Origin of the sequence: Shigella dysenteriae (assembly GCF_022354085.1) — a bacterium.
In the GTDB taxonomy this organism is placed as follows: domain Bacteria; phylum Pseudomonadota; class Gammaproteobacteria; order Enterobacterales; family Enterobacteriaceae; genus Escherichia; species Escherichia coli.
Genome location: NZ_CP055055.1, coordinates 993,289 through 1,011,296, shown reverse-complemented (window position 1 = coordinate 1,011,296; position 18,008 = coordinate 993,289). Strand labels below are relative to the sequence as shown.

Below are 18,008 nucleotides of genomic sequence, written 5' to 3'. Positions count from 1 at the left end.
GTAGATAATGGCGGGAATGGTTTAATGAACTCAATTTTTACCGAAGAGAATCTGTTGGCATTTACTACCGCTGCGCGTTTTGGCAGCTTCAGTAAAGCCGCAGAAGAGTTGGGTTTAACCACTTCCGCCATTAGCTACACCATTAAGCGTATGGAGACGGGGCTGGATGTGGTGCTGTTCACTCGCAGTACCCGCAGCATTGAGTTAACGGAGTCCGGGCGTTATTTTTTCCGCAAAGCTACCGACCTGCTGAATGATTTTTATGCCATCAAACGTAGCATAGATACTATTTCGCAGGGCATAGAAGCGCGTGTGCGCATTTGTATTAATCAGCTGCTTTATACGCCCAAACACACCGCGCGCTTATTACAGGTGCTGAAAAAGCAGTTTCCTACCTGCCAGATTACCGTGACGACCGAAGTGTATAACGGCGTCTGGGATGCGATTATTAATAATCAGGCCAATATCGCCATCGGCGCACCCGATACACTACTGGACGGCGGCGGTATTGATTACACTGAAATTGGCGCGATTCGCTGGGCTTTTGCTATCGCCCCGGATCACCCGTTAGCCTTTGTGCCGGAACCCATCGCCGAAAGCCAGCTGCGTCTCTACCCTAATATCATGGTGGAGGACACCGCGCATACGATTAATAAAAAAGTGGGCTGGTTGCTGCATGGGCAGGAGTCGATTCTGGTGCCAGATTTCAACACCAAATGTCAGTGCCAGATTTTAGGTGAAGGAATTGGTTTTTTGCCGGATTACATGGTCCGTGAGGCGATGGCGCAATCCCTGCTGGTTACCCGACAAATCCATAATCCGCGCCAGGATTCGCGCATGTTGCTGGCGACTCAGCATTCTGCTACGGGTCAGGTGACGCAGTGGATTAAAAAACAATTTGCGCCGAATGGCATATTAACGGGGATCTATCAGGATTTACTGCATCGGGAGAATTAATCGCTGCCAACCTCCCGATGCGCTGTGAATAGCGGTTTACATTAACCACCTGCTTTCATTACCCATTCAGAGATAAATTTATTACCCGGTACTGGCGGAGAGTACAAATAGCCCTGCAAAAAGTGAACGCCTTTACCGATCATTAAATCCGCCTGCTCCTGGGTTTCTACCCCTTCCGCCACGATACTCAGACCAGGCTTACGCGCCAGTTCGACAATATTGTCCACAATATGACCGGATATTTCGTCGACACTCGCCATTTGCACAAACGACTTGTCAATTTTAATAAAATCGACCGGAAACGCCTGCAGATAACGATAGGTCGCATAACCCGTACCAAAGTCATCCAGCGCAAAGGTAATGTTGTGCTGATGAAGGCTGTCAAATATCGCTCTGGCTTCTGGCGTTACCGGAATAGGGTTACGTTCCGTTAGCTCGAGAACCAGTTTGATTTTATCGTTTCCTAATTTCTTGACCAGGTTCAGGCATTCTTTTTCAAATCCCGCGGCCAAAAAACAACCCGCCGAGACGTTGATACCAATATGGAAATTATCCGGCAGCAAATGTTTTACCGGCATCAGAATATCCGCAGTCTGTTTCATCAGTTGGCGGGTCATTATGACAATAAGACCGGATGACTCCGCCAGAGGAATAAACTGATCCGGTGGGATAATTCCCGTTTGTGGATGTTCCCAGCGGACAAGCACCTCACAGCCCGTCAGTACCCCAGTCTGCGCGCAGAAAACCGGTTGGATCCACGGTTTGAATTCGTGGTTTTCCAACGCCAGACTGATGGCTTCAGGCGTGACGATATGGTGATAGTGATTATCATTAATATATCTATGACTATTACTACCCGTGGCGGATATGATCTCCGGATTGTACTGAAAGAAAATATCGCGCCAGAAAGTAATATCGCTCTGAATCCCCAGTTTCTCAAAGAGCTGTTTCTTTTGATGTGAAATTGTCTTTGCACTGCGATTTCTGTACTGTGATATTTCTGTTACAGACATTCCCTGCATCAGCAGCTTGAGTAGCAGTCGTTCTTTCTCGGATACGCTACCAGGCAATGACAAATGAACCGTTGTACCGAACTCTTGCAGAAAAACACGAAAATCACATGAATTCATGAACACACCTTTTATCTTTTATCGCTGTTCAGTATGAGTGATTACCTGTGGATTCCTGAGCACACATAAGGGGTAACCATAAACATTAGCGATGCCATACGTATAACATCCCACATCACTATCAAGAAGATTATCTTTACCTCTGATGCTCGCTCAAAAACAGTTACGCTAAATACCTTAAAAAGGTAATCACAAGTCAAACTCAGGAGATAATCACGCAAGAATGCAATATTAAAATTCAGATACTCATTTTTGGTAATAAAGAAGTAGTTGGACTATTTCGATATTTATAATTTCCCACTACGTATTGATGCCCACTCATGAGTAAAGGCGCATTATATGAATTTAACAATCCAGATCAACTGAAAATACCTCAACCTCATAAACACATAGCGTCAACATTCAATGACATAATGAGTAAAGATGTTGGTTATGCATACACGTCATTACTCTATGCCTATCCCTTAACAACCTGCCTTTTAAGACTGAATCCATTCAGCAATAGATAGCCAACATTATAACAATGACAATAAAAACAATATTTAAAACAATCAATAAAATATCAGACACAGACAATTAAACCTTATACAACAAACGGTTACATTGATTTTAGTTGATTTGCGCTACGCGTTCCCCATGAATAAAGCGTCATTTCAAATTAGCACCAATATTTACATTAAATAAGACTAAGCTTATTGAACATTCACAACAGTCCAAATGTAGGTTTTGGGCTTCAATAGTTCTTTTCTTTTTTATTATCTGTTGCCTGGCAATCATCAATCGATACTAAGGGCTTAACCGTACAGATATAACGTATCAAGAGGTAAGAGAAACCGCGCCATATGCAAACATGGCGCGGTTTTATGCAATAACAATCACGCGTCCGGGAACATCACGCTATGGCCCGGCGCTTCACGATGGAGATGAATAAAGTTAAGGTGCCGCTCGTACTGGTCAAGAATATCGGTGATCACCTGCTCTTTGCTGTAGTCCATCAGGTCGTTGCCCTGGCTGCCTTCTAACAGGAAAGTTTCCAGCCGGTAGTAAGTCGATTTACCGCTACGTGCGCGGTAGGTAAAGCCCGGCACCGAATATTGCTGCGGCCAAATCTGATAGACAAAGTTTTGCTCTTCGCCCATATGCACCAACAAATCCAGATGCCCCAACTGTTGTCCCTCTTCCGGCGGCAGGCTTTTTAGCTCCACGTACGCGCCGCGCAACCGCAGCTCCTGCGCCACTTCTTCCATTGCCGGGTAACAGACCGTCTCCATCATCTGTTTAGTGTAACGCGTGCCCGGATAATTCATCAGGCGCGAGAGACGTTTTTTCCAACTCAGGCGATCCTGAAGCCCCAGCGGTCGCGGCGCGGTATCGCGGTTGGCACTTTCACGGCGGTAATCTTCTACTTTCAGAGATTTATACAACCCCGCCATCACGAAGAAAATCACAAAGCTGAACGGCAGCCCCATAATCACCGTGGTGTTTTGCAGCGCGGATATCCCGTTGGTCATCAGCATGCCGAGCGTCAGCAGGCCAATCGCCACCGACCAGAAGACGCGCAGCCAGCCGGGGGCGTCGCTGTTGATATCTTTAAGCTGCGAGGTGAAATTCCCCAGCACCAGCGCCCCGGAGTCCGCCGAGGTCACATAAAACAGCAGGCCAGTAATGGTGGCGACGGAGGCGCTAAAGGTAAACGCCGGATACTGCGCCAGCAGGCTGTAGAAGCCGCGCTCCGGATGGACCATCGCTTCCTCTGCAAATGCCGCGCCGCCGTGGATGATTTCATACAGCGCGCTATTGCCGAACACCGAGAGCCATAACAGCGTGAAGGTAAACGGAATAATCAACGTACCCAGCACGAACTGGCGAATGGTACGCCCACGCGAGATACGCGCCAGGAACAAGCCGACAAACGGCGACCATGCCACCCACCATGCCCAGAAGAAGAGCGTCCAGTTATTCATCCACTCAACTGGACGGTCGAAGGCAAAACTGTTGAGCGTCATGCCCATAAAGCGATTCACATAGTCGCCAACATTCAGCACCAGTGCATTAAGCAGGAACGAAGTGTCGCCCATAAACAACACGAACAGGATCAATCCCAGCGCCAGCGCGACATTAAGCTCCGATAACACGCGAATGCCCTTATCGACACCGGATGTCACCGAGATAGTGGCGATTATCACCGACAAGGCGATCAGTGCCGCTTTTGCCGCCATCGAATCGGGAATATCAAACAGTACGCTCAAGCCATAGTTAAGCTGCACCACACCGATACCGAGCGTAGTGGCAATACCGAAGATAGTGCCGATCACCGCTGCAATATCCACTGAGTGACCTATCGGCCCGTTAATCCGTTTACCGAAGATCGGGTACAGCGCCGAGCGGATGGTGAGCGGCAAATTATAACGATAGCTAAAGTATCCGAGCGCCATGCCCATCAGCGCATACATCGACCAGCCGGTTAAGCCGTAGTGAAACAGCGTCCAGACCATCGCCTGACGCGCGGCCTCAATCGTCTGTCCCGCGCCTTCCGGCGGCTGCATATACTGCGTTACCGGTTCGGCTACGGAAAAGAACATCAGATCGATACCGATCCCGGCAGCAAACAGCATCGCCGCCCAACTCAGCAGGCTGAATTCCGGTTTGGATTGTTCTGGCCCGAGCTTCACCGAACCAAAACGCGAACAAGCGATACAGACCACAAAGACAATATAGAGCGTTGCCGCCAGCAGATAGTACCAACCGAAGGTTTTAGAAACCCAGTCCAGCGTGCGGCCAATCCACAGGGCCGAGAAGTCGCGAAACAGGATCGTTGTCAGGGAAAACAACAAAATCAGTCCGGCGGAGGTGTAAAACACCACCGGATTGATTTTGTCCTTTTCCCTGCTGTGTGAAAGGTCTGTCATCCAGTATCCCCACTGTTATTGTTACCATTTAAAATCAAATTCGTAACAATTAAGACACATTTTATATTGAACGTCCAATCAATAACCGCTTTAATAGATAAACAACGCTGATGAATGGAGTGGCGAAAATGCCCAAATTGGGGATGCAGTCGATCCGGCGCAGACAACTGATCGACGCCACACTGGAAGCAATAAATGAAGTGGGCATGCACGATGCAACGATCGCGCAGATCGCCCGCCGTGCAGGCGTTTCTACGGGGATCATCAGCCACTATTTCAGGGACAAAAATGGTCTGCTGGAAGCAACCATGCGCGATATCACCAGTCAGCTGCGTGACGCGGTTTTGAATCGATTACATGCACTTCCGCAGGGCAGTGCAGAGCAGCGATTACAGGCGATTGTTGGCGGAAACTTCGATGAAACGCAGGTGAGCAGTGCGGCGATGAAAGCCTGGCTGGCGTTCTGGGCCAGCAGTATGCATCAGCCGATGCTCTATCGTTTACAGCAGGTCAGCAGCCGCCGCTTGCTGTCGAATCTGGTGAGCGAGTTTCGCCGCGAATTGCCGCGCCACCAGGCACAGGAAGCGGGCTACGGCCTTGCCGCACTGATTGACGGATTATGGCTGCGCGCGGCACTGAGCGGCAAACCGCTGGATAAACCTCTCGCACACTCGCTGACCCGTCACTTTATTACTCAGCATTTACCCACCGATTAACCGAGGAGACGTGATGTCCCGAATGGCAGAACAGCAGCTTTATATACATGGTGGTTATACCTCCGCCACCAGCGGTCGCACCTTCGAGACCATTAACCCGGCCAACGGTAACGTGCTGGCGACCGTGCAGGCCGCCGGGCGTGAGGATGTCGATCGCGCCGTGAAGAGTGCCCAACAGGGGCAAAAAATCTGGGCGGCGATGACCGCTATGGAACGCTCGCGTATTCTGCGTCGGGCCGTTGATATTCTGCGTGAACGCAATGACGAACTCGCAAAACTGGAAACCCTCGACACCGGAAAAGCATATTCGGAAACCTCAACCGTCGATATCGTTACCGGTGCGGACGTGCTGGAGTACTACGCCGGGCTGATCCCGGCGCTGGAAGGCAGCCAGATCCCGTTGCGTGAGACGTCATTTGTTTATACCCGCCGCGAACCGCTGGGCGTGGTGGCGGGGATTGGCGCATGGAACTACCCGATCCAGATTGCCCTGTGGAAATCCGCCCCGGCGCTGGCGGCAGGCAACGCAATGATTTTCAAACCGAGCGAAGTCACCCCGCTTACCGCGTTAAAGCTGGCTGAAATTTACAGCGAAGCGGGCCTGCCGGACGGCGTATTTAACGTGTTGCCGGGCGTGGGCGCGGAGACCGGGCAATATCTGACCGAGCATCCGGGCATTGCCAAAGTGTCATTTACCGGCGGTGTCGCCAGCGGCAAAAAAGTGATGGCTAACTCGGCGGCCTCTTCCCTGAAAGAAGTGACCATGGAACTGGGCGGTAAATCACCGCTGATCGTTTTCGATGATGCGGATCTCGATCTCGCCGCCGATATCGCCATGATGGCAAACTTCTTCAGCTCCGGTCAGGTGTGTACCAATGGCACCCGCGTCTTCGTTCCGGCGAAATGCAAAGCCGCATTTGAGCAGAAAATTCTGGCGCGCGTTGAGCGCATTCGCGCGGGCGACGTTTTCGATCCGCAAACTAACTTCGGCCCGCTGGTCAGCTTCCCGCATCGCGATAACGTGCTGCGCTATATCGCCAAAGGCAAAGAGGAAGGCGCGCGCGTACTGTGCGGCGGCGATGTACTGAAAGGCGATGGCCTCGATAACGGCGCATGGGTCGCGCCGACTGTGTTCACCGATTGCAGCGACGAAATGACCATTGTGCGCGAAGAGATCTTCGGGCCGGTGATGTCCATTCTGACCTACGAGTCGGAAGAGGAAGTCATTCGCCGCGCTAACGATACCGACTACGGCCTGGCGGCGGGAATCGTGACGGCGGACCTGAACCGCGCGCATCGCGTCATTCATCAGCTGGAAGCGGGTATTTGCTGGATCAACACCTGGGGCGAATCCCCGGCAGATATGCCCGTTGGCGGCTACAAACACTCCGGTATTGGCCGCGAGAACGGCGTGATGACGCTCCAGAGTTACACCCAGGTGAAGTCCATCCAGGTTGAGATGGCTAAATTCCAGTCCATATTCTAACCAGGAGGTTTATTTGCAATTTGACTACATCATTATTGGTGCCGGCTCAGCCGGCAACGTTCTCGCTACCCGTCTGACTGAAGATCCGAATACCTCCGTGCTGCTGCTTGAAGCGGGCGGCCCGGACTATCGCTTTGACTTCCGCACCCAGATGCCCGCCGCGCTGGCGTTCCCGCTACAGGGTAAACGCTATAACTGGGCCTATGAGACCGAGCCGGAACCGTTTATGAATAACCGCCGCATGGAGTGCGGACGCGGTAAAGGCCTGGGTGGATCGTCGCTGATCAACGGCATGTGCTACATCCGTGGCAATGCGCTGGATCTCGACAACTGGGCGAAAGAACCCGGCCTGGAGAACTGGAGCTACCTCGATTGCCTGCCCTACTACCGCAAGGCCGAGACCCGCGACGTGGGCGAGAACGACTACCACGGCGGCGATGGCCCGGTGAGCGTCACCACCTCCAAACCCGGCGTCAATCCGCTGTTTGAAGCGATGATTGAAGCGGGCGTGCAGGCGGGCTACCCGCGCACGGACGATCTCAACGGTTATCAGCAGGAAGGTTTCGGCCCGATGGATCGCACCGTGACGCCGCAGGGTCGTCGCGCCAGCACCGCGCGCGGTTATCTCGATCAGGCCAAATCGCGCCCAAACCTGACCATTCGTACTCACGCCATGACCGATCACATTATTTTTGACGGTAAACGCGCGGTGGGCGTCGAGTGGCTGGAAGGCGACAGCACCATTCCGACCCGCGCGACGGCGAACAAAGAAGTGCTGTTATGTGCAGGTGCGATCGCCTCTCCGCAGATCCTGCAACGTTCCGGCGTGGGTAGCGCTGAACTGCTGGCGGAGTTTGATATTCCGCTGGTGCATGATTTACCCGGCGTCGGCGAAAATCTTCAGGATCACCTGGAGATGTATCTGCAATATGAGTGCAAAGAACCGGTTTCCCTCTACCCTGCCCTGCAGTGGTGGAATCAGCCGAAAATCGGTGCGGAGTGGCTGTTTGGCGGCACCGGCGTTGGTGCCAGCAACCACTTTGAAGCAGGCGGATTTATTCGCAGCCGAGAGGAATTTGCGTGGCCGAATATTCAGTACCATTTCCTGCCAGTAGCGATTAACTATAACGGCTCGAATGCAGTGAAAGAGCACGGCTTCCAGTGCCACGTCGGATCGATGCGCTCGCCAAGCCGTGGGCATGTGCGGATTAAATCCCGCGACCCGCACCAGCATCCGGCGATTCTGTTTAACTACATGTCGCACGAGCAGGACTGGCAGGAGTTCCGCGACGCAATTCGCATTACCCGCGAGATCATGCATCAACCGGCGCTGGATCAGTATCGTGGCCGCGAAATCAGCCCCGGCACGGAATGTCAGACGGATGAGCAGCTCGATGAGTTCGTGCGTAATCACGCCGAAACCGCCTTCCATCCGTGCGGTACCTGCAAAATGGGCTACGACGAGATGTCCGTGGTTGACGGCGAAGGCCGGGTGCATGGGCTGGAAGGCCTGCGCGTGGTGGATGCGTCAATTATGCCGCAAATTATCACCGGCAATTTGAACGCCACGACGATTATGATTGGCGAGAAAATAGCGGATATGATTCGCGGGAAGGATGCGTTGCCGAGGAGCACGGCGGGATATTATGTGGCAAATGGGATGCCGGTGAGAGCGAAAAAAATGAGTCGTGATTTGAACTGACTCAGGAACCGATCAGATTGAGAGTTACCGTTCCAGGTATGGGGACAGAATCGTTATATAAAACATAGGGGTAACTCTCATGCTTCATAGTGACAACCTCGCCAGCAAATTCTAAGCTGACTCGTTCAATCTCGCTGATGAAGGTACTATGAATGCACTGATAAACCGCAGGTGAAATGCCACTCAGCTTAAGAATTACGCCGCTAGTGTTCCTGGCTATGGTGACTTGTTCACTCCCGCTCACGGTTAGCATATACGAAAAGGGGGTAATGACTCCAACTTATTGATAGTGTTTTATGTTCAGATAATGCCCGATGACTTTGTCATGCAGCTCCACCGATTTTGAGAACGACAGCGACTTCCGTCCCAGCCGTGCCAGGTGCTGCCTCAGATTCAGGTTATGCCGCTCAATTCGCTGCGTATATCGCTTGCTGATTACGTGCAGCTTTCCCTTCAGGCGGGATTCATACAGCGGCCAGCCATCCGTCATCCATATCACCACGTCAAAGGGTGACAGCAGGCTCATAAGACGCCCCAGCGTCGCCATAGTGCGTTCACCGAATACGTGCGCAACAACCGTCTTCCGGAGCCTGTCATACGCGTAAAACAGCCAGCGCTGGCGCGATTTAGCCCCGACGTATCCCCACTGTTCGTCCATTTCCGCGCAGACGATGACGTCACTGCCCGGCTGTATGCGCGAGGTTACCGACTGCGGCCTGAGTTTTTTAAATGGCGGAAAATCGTGTTGAGGCCAACGCCCATAATGCGGGCGGTTGCCCGGCATCCAACGCCATTCATGGCCATATCAATGATTTTCTGGTGCGTACCGGGTTGAGAAGCGGTGTAAGTGAACTGCAGTTGCCATGTTTTACGGCAGTGAGAGCAGAGATAGCGCTGATGTCCGGCGGTGCTTTTGCCGTTACGCACCACCCCGTCAGTAGCTGAACAGGAGGGACAGCTGATAGAAACAGAAGCCACTGGAGCACCTCAAAAACACCATCATACACTAAATCAGTAAGTTGGCAGCATCACCGGTGTTGTCGTTGCTTCTTGCCGGACACAGCTGGGAATACAGTGCGCAGTTTCTCAAAACGGGGATAAGACAGATATGGCTTGCCGAGCAGTCGCTAAAAAAGCGTTGGGGAATACCGGACAGCATGTCATTGCGGGAAGCCCTGCTGCTGAGCAGCAATAAATTTCACGGTGATGGAAATGCATTGGAAAAAACGAATGCCATGACATTGCGTGAAAACGGAAATACCAACAGGTATTCCGTGGTGGTAAATGCAGGGACGCAGGCTTTATCTCTGCATAAATATAAATAAGTGGAAAATTGAAATTAGTTACCAGAATGGAGAATTTCTTCATGAAAAACAGTAAGGCATTTTACCGCAGCGCATTAGCAACAGCTATTGTTATGGCTCTTTCTGCCCCAGCATTCGCTGCTGATAACGCGGTATCAACTGATTCGGTTACGCTGAATAAAGATAAGACGACTCTGGATCAAGATGTTGTTATTAACGGTGATAAAAAGATTACAGCCGTAACAATTGAAACGTCAGATTCAGATAAAGACCTTAATGTTACTTTTGGTGGTCATGATATTACCGCCGCATCAACGGTAAACCAAGATTTCGTTGAAGGTGTAAAAGTTAGTGGTAACAAAAATGTTGTGATTAATGCTACAGACTCCACCATCACAGCTCAAGGTGAAGGCACCTATGTCCGGACTGCAATGGTCATTGATTCAACTGGCGATGTTGTTGTTAATGGCGGTAATTTCGTTGCAAAAAATGAAAAAGGTAGTGCGACAGGGATATCTCTGGAAGGGGCCCAGGGAAATAATGTCACGCTTAATGGCACAACCATAAATGCTCAAGGTAATAAGAGTTCCAGCAACGCCTCCACGGCAATTTTTGCTCAAAAGGGTAGCGTATTGAATGGTTTTAACGGTGATGCAACAGACAACATTACCCTTGCTGGCTCAAATATTATTAATGGTCGGATTGAAACAATACTTATTGCTCAGGAGAATAAGGGAACTCATACAGTCAACCTGAATATTAAGGATGGCTCAGTAATTGGGGCGGCTAATAATAAACAAACAATTTATGCCTCTGCTTCGGCACAAGGCACAGGTTCAGCAACGCAAAATTTAAATTTGTCTGTTGCTGATTCAACCATCTACTCTGATGTCCTGGCCCTTTCTGAAAGCGAGAATTCAGCCGCTACCACAACAAATGTAAACATGAACGTTGCCCGCTCTTACTGGGAAGGTAATGCTTATACTTTCAATAGCGGCGATAAAGCGGGTAGTAATCTGGATATAAATCTTTCCGATAGTTCAGTCTGGAAAGGCAAAGTTTCAGGGGCAGGAAATGCCAGTGTATCTCTGCAAAACGAGTCTGTCTGGAATGTTACGGGATCCTCAACTGTTGATGCTCTGGCAGTAAAAGACAGTACGGTTAATATCACGAAGGCTACAGTCAATACTGGCACGTTTGCTTCTCAAAACGGCACTCTGATTGTTGATGCCTCTTCTGAAAACACTCTGGATATCAGCGGTAAAGCGAGCGGTGACTTGCGTGTTTACAGTGCGGGTTCATTGGATCTTATCAATGAACAAACGGCATTTATTTCTACCGGCAAAGACAGCACTCTAAAAGCCACAGGCACAACGGAAGGTGGTCTGTATCAATATGACCTGACACAGGGAGCTGATGGTAACTTTTATTTCGTAAAAAACACGCATAAAGCATCCAACGCCAGCTCCGTGATTCAGGCAATGGCAGCTGCTCCGGCTAACGTCGCTAATCTGCAGGCTGACACGCTCTCAGCCCGTCAGGATGCTGTCCGTCTGAGCGAAAATGACAAGGGCGGCGTATGGATTCAGTACTTTGGCGGTAAACAGAAACATACCACCGCGGGAAATGCATCCTATGACCTGGATGTAAACGGTGTAATGCTGGGTGGTGATACCCGCTTCATGACTGAAGATGGTAGCTGGCTGGCCGGTGTGGCGATGTCTTCTGCGAAAGGTGACATGACCACCATGCAGAGCAAAGGCGACACTGAAGGTTACAGCTTCCACGCTTACCTGAGCCGCCAGTATAACAACGGTATCTTCATTGATACTGCTGCACAGTTTGGTCACTACAGCAACACGGCAGATGTTCGCCTGATGAATGGTGGCGGTACCATCAAAGCTGACTTTAACACCAATGGTTTCGGTGCGATGGTTAAAGGCGGTTACACATGGAAAGACGGTAATGGCCTGTTTATTCAGCCATATGCCAAACTGTCTGCGCTGACGCTGGAAGGTGTGGATTATCAACTCAACGGCGTGAACGTTCATTCTGACAGCTATAACTCTGTGCTGGGTGAGGCCGGTACGCGCGTGGGTTATGACTTCGCTGTGGGCAACGCGAGCGTTAAACCTTATCTGAATCTGGCCGCACTGAACGAATTCTCTGATGGCAACAAAGTCCGTCTGGGTGATGAGTCTGTCAATGCCAGCATTGACGGTGCAGCATTCCGCGTGGGTGCAGGTGTACAGGCTGATATCACCAAAAACATGGGAGCATATGCAAGCCTTGACTACACCAAAGGTGACGACATTGAGAATCCGCTACAGGGTGTAGTTGGTATCAATGTGACCTGGTAAGAATAAAGCAGTCGGTTCCCCTGTCGACTGTTATACCCCCTGCAGGCAGCAGTATGCTGCCTGCAGGCTATAAATATCCAGTATTCATGATGCTGGCTTTTTGCTGATATTTAACCCGAACATTCCTGATACAGACTATTAATTCATTTATCTGCGGCAGATTTTATTTTCTGGATATATTATGAGTGAACAAATCAAACAGGATATCGATCTAATTGAGATTTTATTTTATCTGAAGAAAAAGATTCGTGTTATCCTTTTTATTATAGCTATCTGTATGGCAATGGTGCTGTTGTTTCTGTATATCAATAAAGATAATATAAAAGTGAGTTACAGCCTAAAAATAAACCAGACAACGCCAGGCATACTTGTTAACTGTGATAGCAATAATAACTTTGCCTGTCAGACCACAATGACTGAAGATGTTATTCAGCGAATTACTACATTTTTTCACACCAGCCCAGATGTCAAGAACAGAGAAATAAAGCTGGAATGGTCAGGAGATAAGAGAGATTTACCAACTGCTGAAGCGGAAATATCTCACGTGCAGGCGTCTATTATCAAATGGTATGCGTCAGAATACCATAATGGCAGGCAAGTTCTCGATGAGATACAAACGCCTTCAGCAATTAACAGTGAGCTTTATACAAAAATGATATACCTGACCAGGAACTGGTCATTGTATCCGAACGGTGATGGCTGTGTAACTATAAGCTCACCAGAAATAAAAAATAAATACCCTGCTGCCATTTGCCTGGCTCTGGGATTTTTTCTAAGCATTGTAATTTCTGTAATGTTTTGCCTTGTCAAAAAAATGGTAGATGAATACCAACAAAACTCTGGTCAGTAATAAACAGCATTCTGATAGAGAGTGCCTGTATAAAGCTGAAGTGACAATGACCGGGAAGGGAACCCGTTTTCAGGAATGGATGCCTGTCTTTTTCACTGTAAATATCCTGGCATTACTAATGCCAGGATATTTACAGAAGAGCAGCATAACCATGACGGAACGGGGTTAAGTCAGGTTGTCCTTAGCGCTATTCGCAACCTCGTGCCGCCTTCAGGTTTATGTCCAGACTTCATATCTCTCTCAGCAATCCTCAATAATCAGATACACCGCTTTCACCGGACCATGAACCCCGACGACTTTGATAAGCTCAATATCCGCCGTTGAACTAGGGCCGCTAATGATGTTAATGCAGGACGGCATGCGTTCACCGGCCTGCGCTTTCTGATGCAATTTTTCTGCGAGTTGCGCTACACGCGGCAGGATTGTGCTTTTACGCAGGATAAAAAGAGAAGATTCCGGGAGCAGGCTCAATGAACGCCCGCGCTCGGCGGCGGAAAAAAGAACCACGCCTCCCGATTCGGTTAAACCATATTCAGCATACACGACACCCACTTTAGCCTGCTCTGCCTGCGAGATATTCTTGGCACCTTTCGCCGGATCCCAAACAACGGCATTGCATTCCTGCTGCAAACGTTCGCTAATCCCTAATTCCTCCAGCCTCGTGTCACCGCTAATCACGACCGACTGATCTCCCAGCTCTTTACACAGACGTATTGCAGCTTCTGCCGCCTTCGCCTCGCTGGTCAGTTCACAGCGCGTCAACATAACATCGCTGGCAAACTGGATAAACGCGTCACAGCGCTGCTGTTGGTTAAGTTCGGTAAGCCGCTCGTTAGCATAGTTATTAAGCGGCGCATCTTCTGCTTGCGGTTCAAGTCGCAGCGGGCGACCCAGTGCCTGAGCAACGTTATTCAAAAATTCGCCTCGATTATCCATTCTTTTTCTCCTGCGCCTGATGTTTCTTAAACCAACTACGGAAACTCTCTCCGTCAGCTTCAGGAAGATCGCGTGCTTCCATCCAGTCGCTAATCGCGCCAAATTTGAGTGGTGTTTTGCCGCCATTGATAAACCAGCTTGCCGCATGAGCACCGGCCATCATCCCGACTTTCCACAATCCTGGATGACTATTGGCATAAGCGAACATTTTTATCGCCCGTTGCTCTGCTTTTGCGGTGATCCCTTTTTCAGCCATCACCCGACGATGACGCAAAATCAGTTTTGACAGCGGAATACGCACCGGACACACGCTGTCACAAGCAGTGCATAAAGAGCAGGCGTAGGGTAAATCTTTAAAATCTTTATAGCCGCCAAGTAGCGGAGAAATCACCGCACCAATTGGCCCTGGATAAATAGAGCCATATCCATGACCGCCAATATGGCGATATGCCGGACAAGTATTCATACAAGCCCCGCAGCGAATACAGCGCAGCACATCCCGAAATTCAGAGGCCAGCACCTCAGAACGCCCGTTATCGACAATAACCAGATGAAACTCTTCAGGACCATCAACGTGCCCCGCTTCGCGCGGTCCTGTCAGCCAGGTGTTGTATCCCGTCAAACGTGCACCAACGGCACTGCGCGCCAGCATGGTGATCAATACATCTACCTCGGCAAACGTGGGGGCAATACGCTCCATTCCCATCACTGCAATATGCGTTTTAGGCAGCGTGGTACACATTCGCGCATTACCTTCATTGGTCACCAGGCAAACCGAACCGGTCTCTGCCACCGCGAAATTACAGCCGGTAATACCTATTTCAGCACTGAGGAAATCTTCGCGGATTTTTTGCCGGATGAATAAGGTCATCGCTTCAGGCGTTTCCGGCCCCTCATAGCCCAGACGTTCGTGTAGCACTCGACGGATCTGATGGCGATCTTTATGAATTGCCGGGACCACAACATGAGATGGCGGATCTTGATCCAGCTGGAGAATATATTCACCCAGATCGGTTTCAATCACCTGAATGCCAGCATCCTGCAACACATGATTGACACCAATCTCTTCGGTCACCATCGATTTAGATTTCACCACCTTCCGGGCATTTTTGCGTTGGGCAACCTGTAAAATGTAGCGGGTAGCGTCTTCTTTGGTTCTTGCAAAATAGACGTGACCGCCGTTTTGCGTCACTTTTTCTGAGAGCTGGTACAGATAAGCGTCGAGATTACTCAGAACATGATCACGTATCTGGGCGGCCCGATCGCGCCACTCCTCCCAGTGCCCCAATTCATCGACCATTTTTTGCCGATTTGCCCCAATACGCTGCTGCGCGTTTGCCACCGCTTTGCGCATGATCGGATCTTCAATTTGCTGACGGATGCGTGTCTTAAAATCTGTATTACTGGTTTTGATCGACATCTTTATATCCTCAGCGGCTCATCAACACTTCAGCAATATGCATCACTTTGACTTTCTGCCCTTCCCGTTGTAATCGCCCACTGATGTTTAGCAGGCAACTCACGTCAGCACCAATTAAATACTCAGGGCGGACTTCCATCAGGTGCGCAACCTTTTCTTTCACCATCTCGCCGGATATTTCGGCCATTTTGACCGAGAACGTGCCGCCAAATCCGCAGCAGGTATCCTGTTCAGCAAAGGTCAACAGCTCCAGTCCACGCACATTTTTCAGCAGCGTAAGTGGCTCGTCCTTCACTCCCAGCTTACGGGCCAGGCTACAAGATGGGTGATACACCGCTCTCCCTTGCAAACTGGCACCTACATCGACTACCCCTAATTTATTAACAATAAAAGAGGTGAGATCCTGCATACGCGCGGCAACCTTTGCGGCACGTGATGCCCATTCAGGTTCATCCGCCAGATACGTCGGGTAACTTTTTACGGCATAGGTGCAAGAGCCAGCTGGTGAAATAATGGGATCGTCGTTATCCTCCAGTGCGGCGATCAGATTTTTCATCCCTGGAATCGCTTCTTTGATATAACCGCTATTGATCGCAGGCTGACCGCAGCATCCCTGTTTCTCCGGGAAATTTACGCGACAGCCGAGTTTTTCCAGTAGCAGCACGGAGTCTCGTGCCATTCTTGATTTCAGGGCGTCACCAATACAGGTGACAAAGAAATTGACATTCACAACTAATACTCCATTACTTCATGCCCATTTATGCCCGATGTTTCCCCCCACCGGGGGATCAATCATCAATAAATATGGCGTTCTTTTTTAATTGGCTAGCAACATACCACCCCTCATTTGTATGACAAATGATAATCTTTCATCCAAACTTCAAATGCAATAACTAATTTTATTTCTTTCGGCATCGCTCACATTTTATGGGGAAATCGACGATCATTTTTGGCATAAGAAATCCATTTAAAAATGGCTACATCCCTTATACCTATTCAGAGCTACTTATTCAGGGGTTATTGAGATATACACTGATGGTGTACAAAAAAATCACCGACAATAATCACGTATCAAGTAATAGTCGGGATTTTATTTAATTGAAGCAATTTAGTTTGCATTTTTATTTAAAAACTGAGCTAGAGTCCATCAGAAAAAAATATATAAAGCCCAAACCACCGTTGGAAATAGAAATAGTTGAAAGGCTTACAACTCCCGGAATGCGGATTATCTTTGCCCTGATTTCTGGCGGTTTTATTCAGGGTGCAAGCTGTCTGACCCTTTCCCGATATTCTCCCGGAGTACAACCAAACTCGCGGACAAACGCCTTGTGAAAAGATGATTCACTGGCATAGCCTACTGACTCAGCGATCACCACAACAGGGAGCATTTCCCGGGAAAACATCTGGGCCGCTATTTGTAGACGCAACTTTGTTAATACAGCCAGCGGCGTGGTTCCGGAAACATCACGGAAAAGCTGGGCAAAACTTGCCCGGGACATGTGGGCGATGCTGGCCAGCGATTCGACGGTCCAGGCGTGTCCTGGCATTTCCAACATTTGCTGTATTACCGCACCAAGACGTGGATGCAGAAGCAAACTGAGAATGTTTTTCTCAGTATTAACCTGTGCAATCCACTCACGCACCGCGAGGGTAAAGAATGTAGCGCAGATCTGGCTACACAGTGCATCCACTCCCGGCATTGCCAATCTGGATTCCTGTTGTAAAAACGGGATCGCCTCCCTCAGCCAGTTATATTCTACGCTGTGGTTAACCGGTGCTAAAAACAGCGTTTCCGGCAAAGACGTTAAAAAATAACGCGCCGAATGTTGCAGCCGAAGAGTGCCGCAGACAATACAGGTTGATTCATTATCGACATGACTCAGGCGATGGGCTGAATTTTGTGGTAGCAGGACCACATTTCCCGGGCGTAATGTAAAAATCTCCCCCGTCGGCATTTCCAGCTTCGCCGCTCCTTGCGTTAACGCATGCCAACGAATAACCGATAATTCCCCGGCACCATGTGGAAGCTGCCAGTCACTTCCTAACACGCAATTCTTATCGATCGTTCCTTGTGGAGCGTTAAGCATCAACAAACGGCTAAGGGCATCCATATCAGACTCCTGAGTGGTTTTTGATTACAAACACCAACAATCTTAGTAAATAACTAATCTAATACCATCAAATGGTTAATCATGATTTTTGTTTTGTGATTCTGATTAAGAAAAAGAAAATACCAGA

The 18,008-nt window shown here is 49.6% G+C and carries 13 protein-coding genes and 1 pseudogene; 7 read left to right on the top strand and 7 right to left on the bottom strand.

From position 1 onward, the window contains the following. Window positions 1-24 precede the first annotated feature (24 nt). On the top strand, window positions 25-957 hold the full coding sequence (locus tag HUZ68_RS04835) for a LysR substrate-binding domain-containing protein (RefSeq protein ID WP_001084397.1): 933 nt from the start codon (window positions 25-27) through the stop codon (window positions 955-957). A gap of 41 nt (window positions 958-998) precedes the next feature. Here the strand turns inward: HUZ68_RS04835 and pdeL are convergent, their stop codons facing one another. Together pdeL and betT are read right to left on the bottom strand one after the other, a co-directional pair. Then, window positions 999-2,087, bottom strand: coding sequence for a DNA-binding transcriptional activator/c-di-GMP phosphodiesterase PdeL (gene pdeL, locus HUZ68_RS04830; protein ID WP_001324749.1), 1,089 nt, complete (start codon window positions 2,085-2,087; stop codon window positions 999-1,001). Window positions 2,088-2,962: 875 nt separating this feature from the next. Then, the gene (betT, locus tag HUZ68_RS04825; RefSeq protein ID WP_000131044.1) at window positions 2,963-4,996 is read right to left on the bottom strand and encodes a choline BCCT transporter BetT; all 2,034 of its coding nucleotides are present in this window, start codon (window positions 4,994-4,996) and stop codon (window positions 2,963-2,965) included. Between the two features lie 128 nt (window positions 4,997-5,124). Between betT and betI the strand changes: the two genes are divergently transcribed. From betI to betA, 3 genes are read left to right on the top strand one after another with little or no spacing between them, the layout of a single operon-like run. Continuing rightward, on the top strand, window positions 5,125-5,712 hold the full coding sequence (gene betI / locus HUZ68_RS04820; RefSeq protein ID WP_001301903.1) for a transcriptional regulator BetI: 588 nt from the start codon (window positions 5,125-5,127) through the stop codon (window positions 5,710-5,712). Between the two features lie 13 nt (window positions 5,713-5,725). Beyond that, complete coding sequence (gene betB / locus HUZ68_RS04815) at window positions 5,726-7,198, top strand: betaine-aldehyde dehydrogenase (RefSeq protein ID WP_021577045.1); 1,473 nt, start codon at window positions 5,726-5,728, stop codon at window positions 7,196-7,198. Window positions 7,199-7,211: 13 nt separating this feature from the next. Then, window positions 7,212-8,900 carry a choline dehydrogenase gene (gene betA, locus HUZ68_RS04810; RefSeq protein ID WP_021577044.1) on the top strand — a complete coding sequence of 563 codons (1,689 nt, stop codon included), beginning with the start codon at window positions 7,212-7,214 and terminating at the stop codon, window positions 8,898-8,900. Between the two features lie 280 nt (window positions 8,901-9,180). Here betA and HUZ68_RS04805 read toward each other — a convergent pair. Next, window positions 9,181-9,878, bottom strand: a protein-coding gene (locus HUZ68_RS04805) for an IS1-like element IS1B family transposase (protein WP_095033700.1) whose coding sequence is annotated in 2 segments (ribosomal slippage) — window positions 9,181-9,629 and window positions 9,629-9,878 — 699 coding nt in all. Because the reading frame shifts where the segments join, the coding sequence is not laid out codon by codon here. A gap of 56 nt (window positions 9,879-9,934) precedes the next feature. On the opposite strand from HUZ68_RS04805, the pseudogene hyxA reads away from it, so the two are divergent. The 3 genes and pseudogenes from hyxA to ykgH form a co-directional block, all read left to right on the top strand. Beyond that, window positions 9,935-10,225: pseudogene (gene hyxA, locus HUZ68_RS04800) on the top strand (protein HyxA); the annotation flags it as partial. 41 nt (window positions 10,226-10,266) lie between these two features. Beyond that, entirely contained in the window at window positions 10,267-12,564 is a 2,298-nt protein-coding gene (hyxB, locus tag HUZ68_RS04795; protein ID WP_216348340.1) for an outer membrane autotransporter HyxB, read from the top strand. A 181-nt stretch (window positions 12,565-12,745) separates the two neighbouring features. Beyond that, window positions 12,746-13,414, top strand: a complete 669-nt coding sequence (ykgH, locus tag HUZ68_RS04790) for a protein YkgH (RefSeq protein WP_112925289.1) — start codon at window positions 12,746-12,748, stop codon at window positions 13,412-13,414. Between the two features lie 240 nt (window positions 13,415-13,654). On the opposite strand, the gene HUZ68_RS04785 is transcribed toward ykgH, so the two are convergent. The 4 genes from HUZ68_RS04785 to rclR form a co-directional block, all read right to left on the bottom strand. After that, window positions 13,655-14,350 (bottom strand): LutC/YkgG family protein, encoded by a 696-nt coding sequence (locus tag HUZ68_RS04785; protein ID WP_001382867.1) that lies wholly within the window; start codon window positions 14,348-14,350, stop codon window positions 13,655-13,657. Further along, window positions 14,343-15,770: a LutB/LldF family L-lactate oxidation iron-sulfur protein gene (locus HUZ68_RS04780; protein ID WP_000023928.1), complete on the bottom strand. Its 1,428-nt coding sequence runs from the start codon at window positions 15,768-15,770 to the stop codon at window positions 14,343-14,345. The genes HUZ68_RS04785 and HUZ68_RS04780 overlap by 8 nt, the downstream gene beginning before the upstream one ends. 10 nt (window positions 15,771-15,780) lie before the next feature. Continuing rightward, entirely contained in the window at window positions 15,781-16,500 is a 720-nt protein-coding gene (locus tag HUZ68_RS04775; protein ID WP_001102108.1) for a (Fe-S)-binding protein, read from the bottom strand. A gap of 526 nt (window positions 16,501-17,026) precedes the next feature. After that, window positions 17,027-17,881: a reactive chlorine-specific transcriptional regulator RclR gene (gene rclR, locus HUZ68_RS04770; protein WP_000339586.1), complete on the bottom strand. Its 855-nt coding sequence runs from the start codon at window positions 17,879-17,881 to the stop codon at window positions 17,027-17,029. Window positions 17,882-18,008 lie beyond the last annotated feature (127 nt).

Bases quoted from the DNA above. Each gene is read 5' to 3' on its own strand.
- rclR (WP_000339586.1), bottom strand. From the start codon at position 17,881: ATGGATGCCCTTAGCCGTTTGTTGATGCTTAACGCTCCACAAGGAACG.
- HUZ68_RS04835 (WP_001084397.1), top strand. From the start codon at position 25: ATGAACTCAATTTTTACCGAAGAGAATCTGTTGGCATTTACTACCGCT.
- pdeL (WP_001324749.1), bottom strand. From the start codon at position 2,087: ATGAATTCATGTGATTTTCGTGTTTTTCTGCAAGAGTTCGGTACAACG.
- betB (WP_021577045.1), top strand. From the start codon at position 5,726: ATGTCCCGAATGGCAGAACAGCAGCTTTATATACATGGTGGTTATACC.
- hyxB (WP_216348340.1), top strand. From the start codon at position 10,267: ATGAAAAACAGTAAGGCATTTTACCGCAGCGCATTAGCAACAGCTATT.
- ykgH (WP_112925289.1), top strand. From the start codon at position 12,746: ATGAGTGAACAAATCAAACAGGATATCGATCTAATTGAGATTTTATTT.
- betT (WP_000131044.1), bottom strand. From the start codon at position 4,996: ATGACAGACCTTTCACACAGCAGGGAAAAGGACAAAATCAATCCGGTG.
- HUZ68_RS04785 (WP_001382867.1), bottom strand. From the start codon at position 14,350: ATGGATAATCGAGGCGAATTTTTGAATAACGTTGCTCAGGCACTGGGT.
- betI (WP_001301903.1), top strand. From the start codon at position 5,125: ATGCCCAAATTGGGGATGCAGTCGATCCGGCGCAGACAACTGATCGAC.
- HUZ68_RS04780 (WP_000023928.1), bottom strand. From the start codon at position 15,770: ATGTCGATCAAAACCAGTAATACAGATTTTAAGACACGCATCCGTCAG.